The 18,350-nt window shown below is 47.9% G+C and carries 17 protein-coding genes; 2 read left to right on the top strand and 15 right to left on the bottom strand.

Annotated features, from left to right (window positions below; translation table 11 throughout):
- Positions 1 to 5 precede the first annotated feature (5 nt).
- On the top strand, positions 6 to 485 hold the full coding sequence (locus ASC40_RS05415) for a hypothetical protein (RefSeq protein ID WP_055438758.1): 480 nt from the start codon (positions 6 to 8) through the stop codon (positions 483 to 485).
- 32 nt (positions 486 to 517) lie between these two features.
- Here ASC40_RS05415 and ASC40_RS05410 read toward each other — a convergent pair whose 3' ends face one another.
- From ASC40_RS05410 to ASC40_RS05395, 4 genes are all read right to left on the bottom strand, one after another.
- A complete protein-coding gene (locus tag ASC40_RS05410; RefSeq protein WP_055438757.1) occupies positions 518 to 1,270 on the bottom strand; it encodes an SDR family oxidoreductase in 753 nt (250 codons plus the stop codon).
- 13 nt (positions 1,271 to 1,283) lie between these two features.
- The gene (locus tag ASC40_RS05405; RefSeq protein ID WP_055438756.1) at positions 1,284 to 2,348 is read right to left on the bottom strand and encodes a phosphotransferase family protein; all 1,065 of its coding nucleotides are present in this window, start codon (positions 2,346 to 2,348) and stop codon (positions 1,284 to 1,286) included.
- The gene (locus tag ASC40_RS05400; RefSeq protein WP_055438755.1) at positions 2,349 to 3,575 is read right to left on the bottom strand and encodes an acyl-CoA dehydrogenase family protein; all 1,227 of its coding nucleotides are present in this window, start codon (positions 3,573 to 3,575) and stop codon (positions 2,349 to 2,351) included. It abuts the gene before it with no gap.
- 72 nt (positions 3,576 to 3,647) lie between these two features.
- Positions 3,648 to 4,580 (bottom strand): LysR substrate-binding domain-containing protein, encoded by a 933-nt coding sequence (locus tag ASC40_RS05395; protein WP_055438754.1) that lies wholly within the window; start codon positions 4,578 to 4,580, stop codon positions 3,648 to 3,650.
- A 156-nt stretch (positions 4,581 to 4,736) separates the two neighbouring features.
- Between ASC40_RS05395 and ASC40_RS05390 the strand changes: the two genes are divergently transcribed.
- On the top strand, positions 4,737 to 5,297 hold the full coding sequence (locus tag ASC40_RS05390; protein ID WP_055438753.1) for an FMN-dependent NADH-azoreductase: 561 nt from the start codon (positions 4,737 to 4,739) through the stop codon (positions 5,295 to 5,297).
- Positions 5,298 to 5,310: 13 nt separating this feature from the next.
- On the opposite strand, the gene ASC40_RS05385 is transcribed toward ASC40_RS05390, so the two are convergent.
- The 11 genes from ASC40_RS05385 to sdhC form a co-directional block, all read right to left on the bottom strand.
- A complete protein-coding gene (locus ASC40_RS05385; RefSeq protein ID WP_141656111.1) occupies positions 5,311 to 6,702 on the bottom strand; it encodes a hypothetical protein in 1,392 nt (463 codons plus the stop codon).
- On the bottom strand, positions 6,680 to 6,964 hold the full coding sequence (locus tag ASC40_RS05380) for an excalibur calcium-binding domain-containing protein (protein ID WP_055438751.1): 285 nt from the start codon (positions 6,962 to 6,964) through the stop codon (positions 6,680 to 6,682). Before ASC40_RS05380 ends, ASC40_RS05385 begins: the two co-directional genes overlap by 23 nt.
- Before the next feature lie 108 nt (positions 6,965 to 7,072).
- Positions 7,073 to 7,975, bottom strand: a complete 903-nt coding sequence (locus tag ASC40_RS05375; RefSeq protein ID WP_055438750.1) for a DMT family transporter — start codon at positions 7,973 to 7,975, stop codon at positions 7,073 to 7,075.
- Positions 7,976 to 8,068: 93 nt separating this feature from the next.
- A complete protein-coding gene (gene sucD / locus ASC40_RS05370; protein WP_055438749.1) occupies positions 8,069 to 8,941 on the bottom strand; it encodes a succinate--CoA ligase subunit alpha in 873 nt (290 codons plus the stop codon).
- On the bottom strand, positions 8,941 to 10,107 hold the full coding sequence (sucC, locus tag ASC40_RS05365) for an ADP-forming succinate--CoA ligase subunit beta (protein WP_055438748.1): 1,167 nt from the start codon (positions 10,105 to 10,107) through the stop codon (positions 8,941 to 8,943). The genes sucD and sucC overlap by 1 nt, the downstream gene beginning before the upstream one ends.
- 145 nt (positions 10,108 to 10,252) lie before the next feature.
- A complete protein-coding gene (gene odhB, locus ASC40_RS05360; protein WP_055438747.1) occupies positions 10,253 to 11,812 on the bottom strand; it encodes a 2-oxoglutarate dehydrogenase complex dihydrolipoyllysine-residue succinyltransferase in 1,560 nt (519 codons plus the stop codon).
- A gap of 13 nt (positions 11,813 to 11,825) precedes the next feature.
- Positions 11,826 to 14,633 (bottom strand): 2-oxoglutarate dehydrogenase E1 component, encoded by a 2,808-nt coding sequence (gene sucA / locus ASC40_RS05355; protein ID WP_055438746.1) that lies wholly within the window; start codon positions 14,631 to 14,633, stop codon positions 11,826 to 11,828.
- A 101-nt stretch (positions 14,634 to 14,734) separates the two neighbouring features.
- Positions 14,735 to 15,454, bottom strand: coding sequence for a succinate dehydrogenase iron-sulfur subunit (locus ASC40_RS05350; RefSeq protein ID WP_055438745.1), 720 nt, complete (start codon positions 15,452 to 15,454; stop codon positions 14,735 to 14,737).
- A gap of 15 nt (positions 15,455 to 15,469) precedes the next feature.
- Entirely contained in the window at positions 15,470 to 17,236 is a 1,767-nt protein-coding gene (sdhA, locus tag ASC40_RS05345; protein WP_055438744.1) for a succinate dehydrogenase flavoprotein subunit, read from the bottom strand.
- A complete protein-coding gene (sdhD, locus tag ASC40_RS05340) occupies positions 17,237 to 17,593 on the bottom strand; it encodes a succinate dehydrogenase, hydrophobic membrane anchor protein (protein ID WP_055438743.1) in 357 nt (118 codons plus the stop codon).
- On the bottom strand, positions 17,587 to 17,961 hold the full coding sequence (gene sdhC, locus ASC40_RS05335) for a succinate dehydrogenase, cytochrome b556 subunit (protein WP_055438742.1): 375 nt from the start codon (positions 17,959 to 17,961) through the stop codon (positions 17,587 to 17,589). Before sdhC ends, sdhD begins: the two co-directional genes overlap by 7 nt.
- Positions 17,962 to 18,350: the final 389 nt, after the last annotated feature.

Raw genomic sequence — 18,350 nt, 5'->3', positions numbered from 1 at the left:
TTAACATGGGATTAATTAAATCAATTCAAGCTTTTACTCGGCGTATTGGTTTATGGCTACTCGCTGCTGGCATTACCCTAGCGGTATTATTTACTGCGGTGTTAATTTACAAATTAACTGTTTTTGAACCTGCCCCACCTACAGTTGCCAACTGTCAGTCGCTGCAACTCATTAGTACCCCCGATAACGGCGGCGAAATTCATGTTTACCAGTGCCAGCGGGGCGATGATTCTGCACCCTGGCAAGGCTATGAGGTATGGCTTTATGAGCCGTTGTTAGACGATTGGACCCGTTTAGCGACGGCGCAATTAGGTGAGTGTTTAACAGTTAGTTGGCAACGCGATCGCGAATTAGTAATGCACCACGGCCATAGCCGTGGCGACATTAATTTAGCGGAGAGCTCGGTTATTTACCAACCGGCTAATATGCCGGCTAACACCATTAGTATTAGTGCCGAACGCACTGACACCGAATGCCCACTTTAAGTGGGCTTCTGCCAACCAACAACGGCGCAGCATTAGCCCAGCTTCATGACCCACTTCAACGGTAATCGCTTCATTAAAAAGCCAATCAAAGCCCAAGGCCATCCAGGCACAAAGGCCTGTACGGGCTCTTTTTCAATAGCTTGCACTAACTTGCGACAGCCGGTTTCGGTGTCGATCATAAACGGTGTGTTTTTTACTTTTTCGTTTATTTCTGAGCGTATATAGCCAGGCAAAATTGCGCTTACTTTAATTGGTGAACGCGATTTAATTAAATCAGCACGAATACCTTCGGTTAAGGCTAGCAAACCGGCTTTAGTGGCAGCATAAACCGTCATTGCCCGCGGCATGCCACGCAGCGCACTAATTGAACTAATAGTCACCAAATGCCCACTGTTTTGCTCACGGAAAATTTCTAAAGCGGCTTCGCACTGAGCCAATGCCGCAACAAAATTGGTTTGTGCGGTTTGCACGTTGGCATAAAAATAGCCAGTACCCAGTGAGGCGCCCTTGCCCATTCCGGCATTTACAATAACGCGGTCAATGCTGCCAAGTTCTTCTTTAAAAGCTTTAAACACCGCAAATACGTCGTCATGTTTATTTACGTCAAGCGCTTTAACGGACACTTTTATGTTTGGGTACTGGTGCTCAAGCTCTTGCTTTAAGCCCTCAAGACGCTCAGTGCGGCGTGCGCACAGGGCTAAATTACGGCCCTGCTTGGCAAATTCACGGGCCATACCTTCGCCTAAGCCAGAACTGGCGCCGGTAATTAATATTGTTTTACGCATGTTATTCCTTAATCTATTTATTCTTCATTAATTTACGGGCACGCCAATGCAAGTAATTCACCAAAAACCAGAAGTTTTTGAAGGCCGGATTGCGCGTTTGCTTATGGTGATAGCGGTAGTAAATTTGTTGGGCAATAACGCTTAAACGAAATAGCCCAAACACTTCGTAAAAACGAAAATCGGCGACATTCACGCCCATTTTTTCGCAATAGTAGTTAATGACTTCGGCGCGGGTGAACATGCCCGGTAAATGGGTGGGTTGGCGCCTTGTCGAGCGCGCAATACGGTCGTCATCAGCTTGAATCCAGTACGCTAAGCTGTTACCTAGGTCCATCAGTGGGTTGCCTAAAGTGGCTAACTCCCAATCTAACACACCAATAATTCGGGTTGGGTCGTTTACATCAAGCACAAGGTTATCAAAGCGAAAATCGTTATGCGTCATGCAAATTGTTTCGGTGGCGGGCATATTAGCTTTTAGCCAGCGCATAATGCCCTTACCCGACGGCACGTTCCAGGTTTTGGCTTGCTTATAACGCTCACACCAGCCGCTAACTTGGCGTTCGGTATAGCCGGCACCTTTCGCTAAGTCTGTCAGGCCGGCAGCTTCAATATCTACTTGGTGTAGTTCAATTAACACATCTAAAGCGTTTTGACATAATTCACGGGTTTGTTGCTCAGATAACTGCAGTTCGCGCGGCATATTCTTACGCGGAATAATGCCAGCCACCCGGTCCATAACATAAAATTCATCGCCAATAATGCTGTCATCGTCGGTGTACAAGCGCACAGACGGCACGTACGAAAATACTGGCTTCAGCGCTTTTTGAATACGATACTCACGGCCCATGTCATGGGCCGACTTGGCTTTGGTGCCAGCTGGCGGACGACGGAGAATTAAATCGGCGTTATCAAACTGCAAACGGTAGGTCCAATTTGAGGCCCCACCACTATACTGGGTTACCTGCATGGCCCCCTGCAATTCGGGTAGCTGTTGCTGTAACCACGCCGCTAGCTGTGCCTCAGGTAGTTGTTCGCCCTCGCGCACTTGCCCAGCAACGTCTTCAATATGACTGGCCACTTATGCCTCCCGATACTTGGCTAATTCAACTTTAGCAATGGTATTGCGATGCACGGCGTCTGGGCCATCGGCAATACGCAGCGCACGCGCCATAGCAAACAAACCAGTTAACGGCGTGTCATGGCTCACGCCGGCGCCACCAAACAGCTGAATGGCTTCATCCACCACCTGTTGTAGCACGTTAGGGGCAACCACTTTAATTGCTGAGATTTCCGCCAGCGCCTTCATGGCGCCCACTTGGTCAATTTTCCAGGCTGCATAAAAGGTGAGTAAACGCGCTTGATCAATGGCAATACGCATGTCCGCCACGCGCTCTAAATTGCCATTCAGTTGCAGCAATGGCTTACCAAAGGCAATTCGCTCTTGCCCACGGCGCATAAATAATTGCAGAGCCTTTTCTGCCGCGCCAATGGCGCGCATGCAATGATGAATGCGGCCCGGGCCTAAGCGCCCTTGGGCAATTTTGAAGCCATCACCCAAGTTTCCGATCACATTGGCTTTTGGCACCCGAACTTGGTCAAAGAAAACTTCGCCGTGACCATAAGGCGCATCATATTCGCCAAAAGCCGGCAACATACGTTCAATGGTTACACCTGGGGTATCTAAGGGCACAATGACCATGGAATGGCGTTGATGTTTGGCCGCCTCAGGGTCGGTAAGCCCCATCACAATGGCAAATTTTGCATTGGGGTGACCAAGGCCAGTAGACCACCATTTGCGGCCAGTTATCACCACCTCATCACCGTCGGCAACAATACGAGCTTGCATATTGGTGGCATCGGACGAAGCCACGTCGGGCTCGGTCATGCAAAACACTGACCGTATGTCACCACTGAGTAATGGCGTCAGCCATTGTTCACGTTGCGCGTCACTGCCAAAGTGGTACAACACTTCCATATTGCCAGTGTCGGGCGCGTTACAATTGAATATTTCTGGCGCAAGTAAGCTATGGCCCATCACTTCCGCCAAGGGCGCATAATCTAGCGTCGACATCCCAGCACCTAATTGCGCATCAGGCAAAAATAAGTTCCACAAGCCAGCCGCTTTTGCCTTGGCTTTCAAGGTTTCAACCACAGGCGGTACCTGCCATTCACACCAGTTCGCATCGCCATTTAAACGGCGGTTTTCTTTGTGGTAATCCGCTTCTATCGGCTCTATGTGTTCACGCATAAACGCAATGAGTTGCTTGCGATACTGCAACGTTTTGTCACTGGGAGTAAAGTCCATAACCGTGCCTTATTGTTATTTTTAAACGCTTGTTTGAATGATTGTAGTGGCTTGGCTTAAAAATAAAAGCCCTTATGTCGTATTTAGTGAGCGTTGCGCCGTAGCGGGCAAATGTTCGGCAAGATAATCGACAAATACGCGCACGGCCGGCAATAACCCTCTTCGATAAGGATAGACCATGTGCATAATGCCCATGGGTAATGACCACTGCGGCAGTACCGGCTCAAGTAAACCTGCCGCAACGGCGTCCTCACACATGTAATTGGGCAAGGCAACAATTCCAAGCCCTGCTATTGCAGCCTCGCGCAGCACAATCATATCGTCGGTGATCAACCGCGGACGAAAGCTCACCGTCAGCTTTTCACCATGGCTGGCCGTTAAATCATATCGATATCGCCCACTGGTGTAATGCAAACTTAGGTGAGGAAAATGCACCAGATCAAGCGGATGCTGTAACGATTGCTGCATGGCCCCCACGTCTCCTTTATTGGGGCTTTTGAACAAGGTTTGCGGTGCGTCAGATAATGGCCGCGCAATGAGTGATGAGTCTTCAATTGTGGCACGTACCCGCAACGCAACATCAATGCCCTCGTCAATAAGGTTAACTGGCCGATTGGTCACCATTAAATTGACCCTCACCTCGGGATATCGCGCTAAAAACTCGGGTAACAAATGAACCAACATGCTCTGGCTAATAGCATAGGGCGAGCTAACGTGAATATCGCCGCGTGGGGTTTCTTGTACCAATTGCGTGACCTGCTGAGCCGCTTCAGCAGCGGCCACCATGGTTTCGCAATGCACTAAAAATGCTTGCCCAATATCGGTTAGCTTTAAGCCGCGCGTGCTGCGGTGCAGTAATCGAACGCCTTGGGCTTCTTCAAGTTCGGTTAAGCGGCGGCTAATGGTCGACTTGGGCATATTCAGCTCGCGCGCACCAGCGCTAATACTGCCCGCCGCAGCAACCCGCGCGAATATCATGTAATTGGTTAAGTCTGGTAAGCTCATGGCGCCTCTCGTAGCTAAATAGCCGCAAAGATGGTGTTCCATTTTTGGAACAACACTTTCCAATATAGCCCACTACCGCTGAAAACGGAACGCTTATATCATGACCCCCATCAGCTTTTTACCCTACAGCGCACAACAGTTTTGAGAGGTTTTTATATGAACATTCTACACATTGACTCAGGTATATTTATTGAGCAATCAGTGAGCCGTAAACTAAGCCGCGACGTGGTTGCGCATTTAACCCGCAATACCAATGCCCAAGTAACCCACCGCGATTTAGTTGTGAACCCAGTGCCACACTTAGATGCAGAAACGCTATTGGCTGAGCAAAATGCACTTAGCGAAGAATTACTGGCAGAATTGCAAGCGGCCGATGTGTTAGTGATTGGCGCCCCCATGTACAACTTTACTATTCCTACGCAATTGAAAGCTTGGCTTGATCGCGTTCTCAAAGCCGGCGTAACGTTTAAATACACCGAGCAAGGCTCACAAGGCTTATTGCAAGGCAAAACGGCGTATATCGCCTCAGGTCGTGGCGGTGTTTATAGCCAAGGCGAAGCGGCAGCCCTTGATCATCAAGAGAGCTATTTGCGTCATGTGCTGGCGTTTATTGGCATTACCGACGTACATGTAGTGCGCGCCGAGGGTGTTAACCTAGGTGATGAGCCTCGGCAGCAAGCCTTAGCGGCCGCTGAAGAAGCTATTGTTGCGTTATAAACTCAATTAATGCTTAGCGCTGCTGCATAAACCGCAGCAGCGCAGCTTGCCGTTCATGAGTAGGCAGCCGTAAAGCTCCTTCATATACCGCTATAGAGGCCTGACATAGTAACCGCGCATGAGCCCGGTATTCGCTAGGCTGCTGAAATACCGAAGGATACAACGCATCATATCGACCAACGTCGCTGAGCACCTGCTCTAGCATCACGTTGGCACTACCGGGCTGATAGCGAAAACTGTTTCGTAGTTGTGTACGTTCAACTAAGTCAGTTTTGGCTTGCCGATATGAACTGATCAAATTTATCGGTATCAGCGCTTCAACATCCACCGGTTTTTTGGCCCACTGCGGGTATAAGTAATCGACACAGAATTGTGCATCAACATAATTCAAATAGTTAATAATATCGACATTAGCGCGCCAATAAGCGACTAGCTCGGCATCGGGCCCCTGTATGAGCAACTCCGCACGCCAGGTAGTTGCCAAGTTATGGGTTGCGTTGCTTGGTGCAAAACGGTCACTTTGCACTAATTCATTCACCACTCGTGCCTCTATCAACTCTAACGGCCCTGGGTACCAAATGTTCGCTCCATCTACCCGCACCGATTGGCGAATAAAGCTTTCGGAAACACCATGCTGGCGATAAATACGCTTAAAGTCGTCATTAATTTGTTGCACATCAGCGCCGTCAAGTTGATGCAGCGAGGCACTGTGAAACCCCAGAATTCCGCGTTTACTTAAGTACCGTTGTTGGCCCCCCATAAAAGCAATGGTACAGGCACTTGAGCATTCACTGGGCACATAGGTATCTAGCTGATACTCTTGAATTAAATCATATAGCTTAACGCCTTCGCTAATGCGTCCTCCGGGCGAATTCAAATGAATAACTCGTACCGATGGAAACCGCTGTAATATGGCTTGAACACTCTCAGTAGTTCCGTATGGCAACGGGCCTATCAGCTCGATTTCGGTGCCTTGGTTAAGCACACGAAGCTCGATCTGATTAGTTAACTCACTGGCGTTCATTAAGCCCACGTTAGTTTGCATCATTGGCAAACCAAACTGGTTAAAGTCGAACACCGCACGTAATGCGGCAACTATTACCATGACTTGCGCTGCAGTTGCCCAGCCCTGCCGCCCGCCATTGGAAGTGTGATATTTCGCCGAGCGCCAAATACCCACCAATTGCCATATGGTAAATACCGCGGTAAACGAGTACAAACAGATTACAAGCGCGCTATACACCGATTGCGCAACTGCGAATTGATTTAATAAAGAGTTGAGAGCAAATGCCGCGAGGCTTAAACAGCAAGTTAAACCAACGCCGATAAGCCAATAAGCCTTGCCTAGCGAGTAATCGCCTTGCCAGTGCTTTTTAATCAGCTTAGAAACGCGCATCGTTTTCACACGGAATACCATTATGATTATCGTCGAGCTGGCTATCGGGGCAGAAGCGCAAGAAAAATTCAGCTTCAGCTCGAGAAGTCATTTCAGGACAGAATTTCCGACCATCACATTGAAATTTCGGGTCTTTTTTTAATACTTGACCCTGTACGCTTTGCACAAACTCAGCCAGCAAACCGCTACGGTTCTCTGGACGAGGTTGTTGCTCTTCGTAGTAATTCCAAATTGCGAGTATTAGCGCAGCAATTAGTATTATTTTTTTCATGGAGAGAATCCTTATAGTTTTTAACACTCTCACCACATTTGTTATGCGCTAATAATAGACAGATAATTTAAATATTACAATTTTATAAAGATCATAGTGGTTCGTAGATTATTTCAATGGCTTTGTCGGCTTCCGAATCACTATCAGCATGCCACCAACAATAAGCAGCGCTGCAACCACCAGTTGTTGGGTGATTATTTCGCGCGCAAATACCACCCCGCCTACCGCAGCAATAAGCGGTACCGAGAGTTGACCTATAGCCGCTGTTGAAACCTTAAGCTGGGGTAACACCAGATACCAAATGGCGTAGCCAAGCCCTGACGTAACCACGCCTGAACAGACAGCGAGAACAAGCCCTTGCGGGCTGATGACTATGTCTCCGTATTGCCAGATCACTAGCAATACGACAACCGGTGTGGCGCGCACGAAATTAAACGTGGTGTCGGTTAATGGTGAGGCGCTACCCCGACCATGCAGTGAATATAGCCCCCAAGCGGTACCCGCCGTCACCATGGCAACGCAGGCCCATAGGGAACTAGGTACGCCTAGCGTGGGATAGACTAAATAGATGAGCCCGAGCAAGGCTAAACTGCTGCCAAGCGCTTCTTTGGCTGTTAGTTTGTTTCCCTGCACCCAGCCCACCGCAAGCATGGACAACTGCACAGAGGCGAACAAAATTAACGCGCCAAAGCCGGTTTCCAATTGGTTGTAAGCCAACGAAAATGCGACCGCATATAAAGCCAAGGTAAAGGCTCCCCACCAGGTTCCACGTCGTGCAACGTTGCTTATGGCTTCGGTAACCGCTGGCTGTTGTCGCTTGGCTTGCCGCGATGTTGCAACAACCTTCACCGTATACCAAATAACCAGCATGGCAACCGCGCCACTAACAATGCGAACTGCCACAAAAGTATTCGGATCAATATGTTGAGTTAATAATGCGTAACGGTTGATCACCGAATTGCCAGCAAACGCGAGTAACGATAAGAAAAACAACATAGCGGTTCTGAACATAATTATCCTTGTTATAGCGGTGCGTTGGCCACAAAAAAAGCCGCTCAAGTGAGCGGCTTTTATCGTAACAGACGTTGTGCTTAAAAACGTAGCTTACCAGCCAGTTTTCTCACGTAACGCTTTACCGATATCGGCAAGGCTACGTACTGTTTTAACGCCAGCAGCTTCTAATGCTGCAAATTTCTCATCAGCAGTGCCTTTACCGCCTGAGATAATCGCACCGGCATGGCCCATACGCTTACCTGGAGGAGCAGTAACACCAGCAATGTAAGAAACAACTGGTTTCGTTACGTTGTGCTTGATGTACTCAGCTGCTTCTTCTTCTGCGGTACCACCAATTTCACCGATCATGACGATCGCTTCAGTTGCTGGATCTTTCTCGAATAATTCAAGAATATCGATGAAGTTTGAACCAGGAATTGGGTCACCACCAATACCAACACAAGTAGACTGGCCGAAACCTTCGTCAGTTGTCTGCTTCACGGCTTCATAAGTCAACGTACCTGAACGCGATACGATACCTACTTTACCTGCTTTGTGAATGTGACCAGGCATGATGCCAATCTTACATTCGTCTGGCGTGATAACACCTGGGCAGTTAGGACCAATCATGCGCACGCCTTTGTGCGTCAGGTATTCTTTCACGTAAAGCATGTCTAACGTTGGAATGCCTTCAGTGATACATACGATAAGCTCGATACCGGCGTCTGCAGCTTCAATAATTGAGTCTTTACAGAATGGCGCTGGTACGTAGATCACTGATGCAGTTGCGCCAGTTGCTTCAACTGCTTCACGTACAGTGTTAAATACGGGTAAACCAAGGTGCGTTTGACCGCCTTTACCTGGAGTTACACCACCAACCATTTGCGTGCCGTAAGCAATAGCTTGCTCAGAGTGGAAAGTACCCTGACCACCAGTGAAACCCTGGCAGATAACTTTGGTATTTTTATCGATCAAGATAGACATTATTGACCTCCTGCCGCAGCAACCACTTTATCAGCAGCGTCAGACAAACTCTCTGCTGCAATGATGTTCAGGCCACTTTCTGCTAATTTCTGACGACCTAAGTCTGCGTTGTTACCTTCTAAACGCACAACTACAGGCACTTTCACGCCGACTTCTTCAACGGCGCCCATGATACCTTCTGCGATCATGTCGCAACGAACGATACCACCGAAAATGTTAACCAATACGGCTTTAACATTTGCGTCAGACAGGATGATCTTGAACGCTTCAGTAACGCGCTCTTTGGTTGCGCCGCCACCAACGTCCAAGAAGTTGGCTGGTTGGCCACCAGACAATTTAACGATGTCCATTGTACCCATCGCTAAGCCTGCGCCGTTAACCATACAACCGATGTTGCCGTCTAGTGCAACGTAGTTCAGTTCCCATTTAGCCGCTTGTGCTTCACGCTCATCTTCTTGAGACGGGTCATGCATTTCACGGATTTTTGGCTGACGATACAACGCGTTGCTGTCAATGTTGATTTTACCGTCTAAGCAATGCAAGTTGCCTTGCTCAGTGATAACCAACGGGTTGATTTCTAACAATGCGAAATCATATTGTTCGAACATTTTCGCCAAACCCAAGAAGATTTTAGTGAATTGCTTCACTTGCTCTGGGTTTAAGCCTAATTTGAAGCCAAGCTCACGACCTTGGAATGGCTGTGCGCCTACCGTTGGATCAATGATTGCTTTCAAGATTTTTTCTGGCGTTTCTTCAGCAACTTTCTCGATTTCAACACCACCTTCGGTTGACGCCATGAACACGATTTTACGTGTAGCACGGTCAACAACTGCGCCTAAGTACAGTTCTGAAGCGATATCAGTCAAGCTTTCTACCAAAATTTTAGCAACCGGCTGACCGTTTGCGTCTGTTTGGTAAGTCACCAAGTTTTTACCTAACCAGTTGCTCGCAAATGCGTGCACTTCGTCATGGCTAGAAACTAATTTAACACCGCCCGCTTTACCGCGGCCGCCTGCGTGTACTTGAGCTTTAACAACCCAACGATCACCGCCGATTTTTTTGGCAGCTTCAACGGCTTCGTCAGCAGTGTCAACTGCAAAGCCTTCAGATACTGGCAAACCGAACTCTTTGAAGAGTTGTTTAGCCTGATACTCATGCAAGTTCATGATGATCTTCCGATTCGTTTGAACAACAAAAGCAGCGTCATGCTGCTTACCCGAAAATTCGCGCGTATTTTACAGTTTTGCGCGCAAAAAATACAGCCGCTGCTTCAATTGACATGCAATTGCAACACAGCGGCTGTGCATTATGTTATAGGTCCAACAACAAACGCTGCGGATCTTCTAACAACTCTTTGATGGTTACTAAGAAACCAACAGATTCTTTACCGTCAATAATGCGGTGGTCATATGACAACGCTAAGTACATCATTGGCAGAATTTCTACTTTACCGTCAACAGCCATTGGGCGATCTTGAATTTTGTGCATGCCCAAAATAGCGCTTTGTGGTGGATTCAAAATTGGCGTTGAAAGCAATGAACCGAATACGCCACCGTTGGTAATGGTGAAGTTACCACCTTGCATATCGTCCATGGTCAATTTACCGTCACGGCCTTTGATAGCTAGGTCACGGATGCCATTTTCGATTTCCGCAATGCTCATTTTATCGGTGTCACGCAATACTGGTGTAACCAAACCACGTGGCGTTGATACCGCAATGCTGATATCAAAGTAGTTGTGGTACACAATGTCGTCACCGTCAATTGACGCGTTTACTTCTGGGAAGCGTTTCAGTGCTTCAGTAACAGCTTTCACGTAGAAGCCCATGAAACCTAAGCGCGTGTCGTGACGTTTTTCAAATTCGTCTTTGTACTTCGAACGCAAGTCCATAATTGGCTTCATGTTCACTTCATTGAACGTGGTCAACATAGCGGTTGCGTTCTTCGCTTCTAACAAGCGCTTCGCAATCGTTTTGCGCAGACGTGTCATTGGCACACGTTTCTGATCACGATCACCGGCAGTTGGCGCTGGAGCACTTGCAGCCTTAGCTGGCTCAGATTTCTTCGCTGCACCGTCTTTCAAGTGTTTCTCAACGTCTTCTTTGGTCACGCGGCCGCCTTTACCAGTGCCTTTTACGTCAGACACTTTCAAGTTGTTTTCCGCCAACAAGCGACGTACCGCTGGGCCAGCTACTTCGCTATCACCTTCGTCTGCCGCTTCTTCTTTGCTGTCGCTGGCAGATTCTTTTGCTGATTCACTAGAACTAGCTGACGCACCTGCTTCAACAATACCAATCACGTCATCAGCACCGACTGTTGCGCCTTCTTCTTGTTTGATTTCCGCCAACACACCATCAGCTGGGGCGACAACTTCAAGCACCACTTTGTCGGTTTCAATATCAACTAAGTTTTGGTCGCGAGTTACTGCTTCGCCAGCTTTTACGTGCCAGGTAGCAATAGTTGCGTCAGCAACAGACTCAGGTAACTGAGGTACCTTAACTTCAAGCTTTTCGCCTGAACCAGACGACTTTTTGTCGGCCTTCTTGTCAGCTTTCTTGTCGTCTTTTTGCTCAGATTTTTTGTCATCTGCTTTCGCGTCAGATTTGTCATCTGATTTATCCGCAGCAGCACCGTCGCCTTCTTCAAGCTTACCAATCACTTCTTCGGCGCCAACAGTGGCGCCTTCTTCAGCGATGATTTCACCGATTACGCCATCAGCAGGTGCAACCACTTCCAACACCACTTTGTCGGTTTCGATATCGACCAGATTCTGATCGCGCGAGACTTTGTCACCTGGCTTCACGTGCCAAGTAGCCACTGTTGCGTCTGCAACAGATTCAGGAAGTTGTGGAACTTTAATATCAATAGCCATGGTCAATTGTCACCTATTTAATGGTTAGCGCGTCATCGACTAATTTTTGTTGCTGTTTGTTATGCTCAGATAAATAACCTACTGCTGGTGCTGCCGAAGCTTCACGACCCGCGTAAGTTAGTTCTGCGCCCTTAGGAATTGCCGCACGGAAATGGTGCTGACTACTGTACCAAGCACCTTGGTTTTGCGGCTCTTCCTGACACCAAACAAAATCTTTCACATGCTGATAATCTTTCATAATTTCAGCGACTTCTTCTGCAGGGAACGGATACAACTGTTCAATACGAATAATTGCGACGTCCTCTTGCTCACGCTTACGGCGCTCTTGTAACAGGTCGTAATATACTTTGCCTGAACAGATTACCACGCGTTTAACTTTTTTCGGTGCCAAAGAATCGATTTCACCAATCGCATTTTGGAACGTTCCGCTAGTCATTTCATCCAGCTCAGAAACAGCTAATGGATGACGTAACAATGATTTTGGAGTCATCACAATCAACGGACGGCGAACCGGACGTAAATGCTGACGACGAATCATGTGGAACACCTGCGCTGGCGTCGTTGGCACACACACTGACCAGTTATGGTCTGCAGAGAGCTGTAAGAAGCGCTCTAAACGTGCCGAGCTATGCTCTGGGCCTTGACCTTCGTAGCCATGCGGTAGCAATAATGTTAGACCACATAAGCGACCCCACTTCTGCTCACCTGAACTTAAGAATTGGTCAATAACAACTTGCGCACCGTTGACGAAGTCACCAAATTGCGCTTCCCACATGACCAAAGACTTCGGCTCTGCAGTGGCGTAACCGTATTCAAAAGCAACAACTGCCGCTTCTGATAACACCGAGTCGTAAATTTCGATTTGGCCTTGGCCATCACGAATATTATTCAGCGGCATATAAGTTGCTGCATCTTTTTGGTTGTGCAGCACCGCATGACGATGGAAAAAGGTTCCGCGGCCACTGTCTTGGCCGGTTAGGCGAATATGCACGCCTTCATCAACCAAGGTGGCATAGGCTAAGGTTTCCGCGAAGCCCCAATCAGCGGCTTTTTCGCCGTTCGCCATTTTCATGCGTTCTTCATAAACTTTCTGTACGCGTGAGTGCAGCTTGTGTTCTTTTGGCACTGTACTCATCGCCACGCCAATTTTTTCCAGCTGCTGCTTGCTAATTTTAGCGTCGTACTCAACGTCCCACTCTTGGCCAATATATGGTGTCCAGTCAGACGAGTGGCTCTTCATTTCGCGCCATTCGTCCACCACAATCTCGCCTTTATCTAGGGCATCGCGGTAGTCACTCACCAATTGATCATCGTCGCCTGATTTTAATACACCCGCTTTGCTTAAGCGCTCGGCATAAATTGCTCGCGCAACTGGGTGCTTTTTCACCTTGCTGTACATCAGTGGCTGCGTCGCGCTTGGCTCATCAGCTTCGTTATGGCCGTGACGGCGATAACACACTAAGTCGATCATGACGTCGCGCTTAAACGTATTGCGGAAATCAAGCGCTAACTGAGTCACGAACACAACCGCTTCTGGGTCATCTGCGTTCACATGGAAAATTGGCGCCTGCACCATTTTTGCAATATCGGTACAGTACTGCGTTGAGCGTGTGTCTTCGCGTTTTGAGGTGGTAAAACCAACTTGGTTATTCACCACAATACGAATTGAACCGCCAACTTGGTACGCGCGTGTCTGCGACATGTTGAAGGTTTCTTGCACAATGCCTTGGCCAGCAATGGCTGAGTCACCGTGAATGGTAATCGGCAACACTTTAGCGCCCGTTTTGTCACCTAAACGGTCCATACGTGCACGCACCGAGCCCATAACCACTGGGTTAACGATTTCGAGATGCGACGGGTTAAACGCTAAGGCTAAATGTACATCGCCACCAGGGGTAGCAAAGTCTGATGAAAAGCCAGAGTGGTACTTCACGTCACCCGAGCCTTTGTTGTTGCTGTGCTTACCGGCAAATTCGTCAAACAGGTCTTGCGGCTTTTTACCCAGTACGTTCACCAGCACGTTTAAACGGCCACGGTGCGCCATACCAATCACGACTTCTTTGCCGCCCTGCTCACCCGCGCGGCTAATCAACGCTTTTAGCATTGGAATAAGGCTATCGCCGCCTTCCAGTGAGAAACGTTTTGCGCCTGGGAATTTAGAGCCTAAGTATTTTTCTAAGCCGTCAGCCGCAATCAGTTCTTTAAGAATTTTTTGCTGTTGCTCAGATTTAAATTCTGGGCGACCACGAACGCCTTCTAAGCGCTGCTGAATCCAACGTTTTTCTTCGGTTGAAACAATATGCATGTACTCGGCGCCAATTGGGCCGCAGTAGATATTGTTCAACACCTCAAAAATCTCACCAAGCTTCATGGTCTCTTGACCAACCGCTAATGAACCGACGTTAAACTCTTTATCGAAGTCGTCTTTTGATAAGTCGTGGTGCTCTAATGATAAATCGGCAACCGGTTCTTGTTTCCATAAATCGAGTGGATCAAGATTCGCGTGCTGATGTCCACGGAAGCGATACGCGTTAATCAACTGCAGTACTTTGACTTGCTTTTGATCCGGCGCTCCGGCGGTTACCGTGCCGGCTTGCTTCAGCTTATTCTTTGCCAGCGTACGGAATTGCTCACGAACTGCACTGTGCTTTGTATCAACACCAGCGCCCTCGCGCGGCAATTGATCAAAGAACTTGCGCCACTCATCACCAACCGCTGTCGGGTCGTCGAGATATAACTCAAACAACTCTTCGACATAGGCCATATTACCACCAGCCAGGTGGGAGGATTCTAGCCAGGCTTGCATTACGCCATCTTGCATCGCTGTTCCTTCACACTCGTTTTATAAAAAAATAGCCATCCAAGCTGGATGGCTATTTCGATACAGCTCGGCCACTACTATAGCAAATCTAAGCAATTTTATTAAATTGCGCGATTCAATAGCATGGATTTGATGTTACCAATAGCCTTCGTTGGGTTAAGACCCTTAGGACATACGTTTACACAGTTCATAATGCCATGGCAGCGGAATACGCTGAATGCATCATCAAGTTCATTCAAACGTTCTTCTGTTGCAGTATCGCGGCTATCAATTAAGAAGCGATACGCGTTCAATAAGCCCGCTGGACCGATAAACTTGTCTGGGTTCCACCAGAACGAAGGACATGAGGTTGAACAACATGCACACAGAATACATTCGTACAAGCCATCCAACTTCGCCCGATCTTCAACCGACTGCAAACGCTCACGCGCAGGTGGTGTTTTGTCATCGTTGATAAGATACGGCTTGATTTTTTCGTACTGCGTATAGAACTGACTCATATCCACAATCAAGTCGCGGATAACAGGCAGACCAGGCAATGGACGAATCACGATTTTCTTGTCGCCGCCTTTTAGCGCAGACAATGGCGTAATACACGCTAAACCGTTTTTACCATTCATGTTCAACCCGTCAGAACCACACACACCTTCACGGCATGAACGACGGAACGCCAACGTTGGGTCTTGCTCTTTCAACAACAACAGCAAGTCGAGCACCATCATGTCACGGTTTTTTTCCACCTCAAGGGTGTACTCTTTCATGTAGGGTGCGTTATCAACGTCTGGGTTGTAACGATAAACTGAAATATTCAACTTCTTCATCGTTGTCACCTAACCTTAGTAAGTCCGCGCTTTTGGCGGGAATGCTTCACGCAGTTTTGGCTGCATATTCACTTCGCGCTTCACAATTGACTCGTCCTGCGGGCGGTAAACTGTGTGCACTAACCAGTTGTCGTCATCACGCTCTGGGAAGTCGGCACGGCTGTGTGCGCCACGACTTTCAGTACGGAAGTTCGCTGCCACCGCAGTTGAGTACGCGGTTTCCATTAAGTTATCTAACTCTAAGCACTCAATGCGCTGCGTGTTAAATTCTTTACTGGTGTCATCCAGACGAGCGTTTTTAAGGCGTTCGCGAATTTTCTTAAGCTCTTCCAAACCTTCAGCCATGGCTTTACCTTCACGGAATACCGAGAAGTTAAGCTGCATACATTTTTGCAAGTCTTTCTTGATTTGTACTGGGTCTTCGCCGTCTTTGTTGTTTTCCCAACGACGTACGCGTGCCAAGGCTGCGTCGATATCGTCTTGCGACGCTTCTTTCGCTTCGCCCAATGACTTCATCGCATCGGCCAAGTGCAAGCCCGTTGCACGACCAAATACCACCAAGTCTAACAACGAGTTACCACCTAGGCGGTTCGCACCGTGTACTGATACACAGGCAATTTCACCACAGGCAAACAAGCCATGAATTGGGGTTGCATTGCCTTTGTCGTCTATTTGCAGCGCTTGGCCGTTTACGTCAGTAGGAATACCGCCCATCATGTAGTGACAGGTAGGAATTACTGGAATTGGCTCTTCTGCTGGGTCAACGTGCGCAAAGGTTTTCGCTAAGTCACAAACACCTGGTAACCGGCTTTCCAATACGTCGCGACCTAAGTGATCAAGCTTAAGTTTCAAGTGTGGGCCTAATGGGCCATCACAACCACGACCTTCACGAATTTCGGTCATCATTGAACGTGCGACCACGTCGCGTGATGCTAAGTCTTTCGCGTTTGGTGCATAGCGTTCCATAAAACGCTCGCCGTCTTTATTCAATAAGTAACCACCCTCACCACGGCAACCTTCTGTAACCAAGGTACCCGCACCGGCAATACCGGTTGGGTGGAACTGCCACATTTCCATGTCTTGTACTGGTACGCCAGCACGAAGTGCCATACCAACACCGTCACCGGTGTTAATGTGTGCGTTCGTGGTCGACGCATAAATACGCCCTGCACCACCAGTTGCTAATACAACAGCCTTGGCTTTTACGTAGAAGATTTCGCCGGTTTCAATATTTAGTGTGGTTACTCCAACAATAGCGCCGTCTTCGTTTTTCACGAGGTCTAGCGCATACCACTCAGAAAATACGGTGGTTTTGTTTTTAACGTTTTGTTGATACAGCAAGTGCAATAAAGCATGACCAGTACGGTCAGCTGCAGCCGCTGTACGTGCCGCTTGCTCACCACCAAATGCTTTTGACTGGCCACCAAATGGACGCTGGTACACTTTGCCGTTTTCAAAACGTGAAAATGGCAAGCCCATATTTTCCAGTTCTAAAATAGCTTCAGGCCCGGTTTTGCACATGTACTCAATGGCGTCTTGGTCGCCGATATAGTCTGAACCTTTTACGGTATCAAACATGTGCCATTCCCAGTTGTCTTCGTGCGCGTTACCTAAAGCTACAGTAATACCGCCCTGCGCTGATACCGTGTGTGAACGGGTTGGGAATACTTTAGACATCAAGGCACAAGTCATGCCTGACTGAGAAATTTGCAAAGCAGCGCGCATACCCGCGCCACCAGCGCCGATAACTACGGCATCAAATTCGAGTGTTTGTACGCTCACTTAGACACCCTCCACAGGCCACACAACCAATAAACCAGCTAACCAGTAAACGATTAATGCGACGCAGACTGCGTATTGAAGAAAAGCTCGTAAGCCAGTGTGTTTAACGTAATCGGTGAGTACTTGGAAAATACCGATCCAACCATGAATAAGCACGGCTGTTAACGCTAACATAGTGAATATTTTCATACCTAGATGCGCGAACAAGTTGGTCCACGTTGCGTAGGTAATGGCGTCTGCAGAAACTAAGAAGCTCACCATAAAAATGGTGTACAGCGCCATAATAATGGCCGATGCACGCAGTAGAATAAAGTCGTGGCTACCGGTGCGGCCGAAAGTTGAAGCTGCTTTTACCATAACCAAACTCCCGCCAATACTGAAAGAATGATAGCCAGAACGAATACAATTTTGGCGCTAATGCGGCCCGAATCGAGTTCTTCAAAGTGGCCCATATCCATGAACATGTGGCGAACACCGGCTAGCAAGTGGTAACCCAAAGCAGTCATGATGCCCCACGCAATGAACTTAGCAATAAAGCCAGTCAATAAGCCGTGCACCATGTCAAAACCTTCTGCTGACTGCAATGATGTCGCCAGCGCCCACACCAAAAAGCCGACGCCGACCAACATGATCACGCCAGATATACGGTGCAAAATGGAACTAATGGCTGCAGCTGGAAAGCTGATAGTGTTTAAATCTAAATTTACAGGTCTTTGTTTTTTCACGATTGTTGTGCCTTAACGAAAAGCATTTGAAACATGCTCGGAACTTCAAACATCCTCGCTCTATCCAATTCAGAAGAGGACCCTGTGAGATCGCCGCCAAAGTATATAAGCCATGCTTATGAATTACAATTCCTTAGCGGCGTGTTTCCTATAAAAACGTAAATTTTTTCTGACTAGATCAAGACAATAAAATCCAGTACCGAAAGACAATTCTACCTTAGTCGCATTCAACGGGTTTTGATTTCAGCGTATAACATGCAGAGTCATCCAAATGTCACATTGATGCGTAACACTGTACGACTGAAACTTGCCAACGGTTTGCATGCCATTAACCAAACCGTTTACTTAACTTATGGACTGTTAAGTTGACATGAGTCATCAGTTTAATG

This window comes from Pseudidiomarina woesei (genome assembly GCF_001418345.1).
Lineage (GTDB): Bacteria > Pseudomonadota > Gammaproteobacteria > Enterobacterales > Alteromonadaceae > Pseudidiomarina > Pseudidiomarina woesei.
The sequence above is the reverse complement of the archived record's forward strand: the minus strand, read 5'-3'. Positions and strand labels throughout refer to the sequence as shown.

What these genes read in the sequence shown, in the direction of transcription:
- ASC40_RS05415 (WP_055438758.1), top strand. Translation starts at nt 6, where the DNA reads ATGGGATTAATTAAATCAATTCAAGCTTTTACTCGGCGTATTGGTTTA.
- ASC40_RS05410 (WP_055438757.1), bottom strand. Translation starts at nt 1,270, where the DNA reads ATGCGTAAAACAATATTAATTACCGGCGCCAGTTCTGGCTTAGGCGAA.
- ASC40_RS05400 (WP_055438755.1), bottom strand. Translation starts at nt 3,575, where the DNA reads ATGGACTTTACTCCCAGTGACAAAACGTTGCAGTATCGCAAGCAACTC.
- ASC40_RS05395 (WP_055438754.1), bottom strand. Translation starts at nt 4,580, where the DNA reads ATGAGCTTACCAGACTTAACCAATTACATGATATTCGCGCGGGTTGCT.
- ASC40_RS05390 (WP_055438753.1), top strand. Translation starts at nt 4,737, where the DNA reads ATGAACATTCTACACATTGACTCAGGTATATTTATTGAGCAATCAGTG.
- ASC40_RS05380 (WP_055438751.1), bottom strand. Translation starts at nt 6,964, where the DNA reads ATGAAAAAAATAATACTAATTGCTGCGCTAATACTCGCAATTTGGAAT.
- ASC40_RS05375 (WP_055438750.1), bottom strand. Translation starts at nt 7,975, where the DNA reads ATGTTCAGAACCGCTATGTTGTTTTTCTTATCGTTACTCGCGTTTGCT.
- sucD (WP_055438749.1), bottom strand. Translation starts at nt 8,941, where the DNA reads ATGTCTATCTTGATCGATAAAAATACCAAAGTTATCTGCCAGGGTTTC.
- sucC (WP_055438748.1), bottom strand. Translation starts at nt 10,107, where the DNA reads ATGAACTTGCATGAGTATCAGGCTAAACAACTCTTCAAAGAGTTCGGT.
- odhB (WP_055438747.1), bottom strand. Translation starts at nt 11,812, where the DNA reads ATGGCTATTGATATTAAAGTTCCACAACTTCCTGAATCTGTTGCAGAC.
- sucA (WP_055438746.1), bottom strand. Translation starts at nt 14,633, where the DNA reads ATGCAAGATGGCGTAATGCAAGCCTGGCTAGAATCCTCCCACCTGGCT.
- ASC40_RS05350 (WP_055438745.1), bottom strand. Translation starts at nt 15,454, where the DNA reads ATGAAGAAGTTGAATATTTCAGTTTATCGTTACAACCCAGACGTTGAT.
- sdhD (WP_055438743.1), bottom strand. Translation starts at nt 17,593, where the DNA reads ATGGTAAAAGCAGCTTCAACTTTCGGCCGCACCGGTAGCCACGACTTT.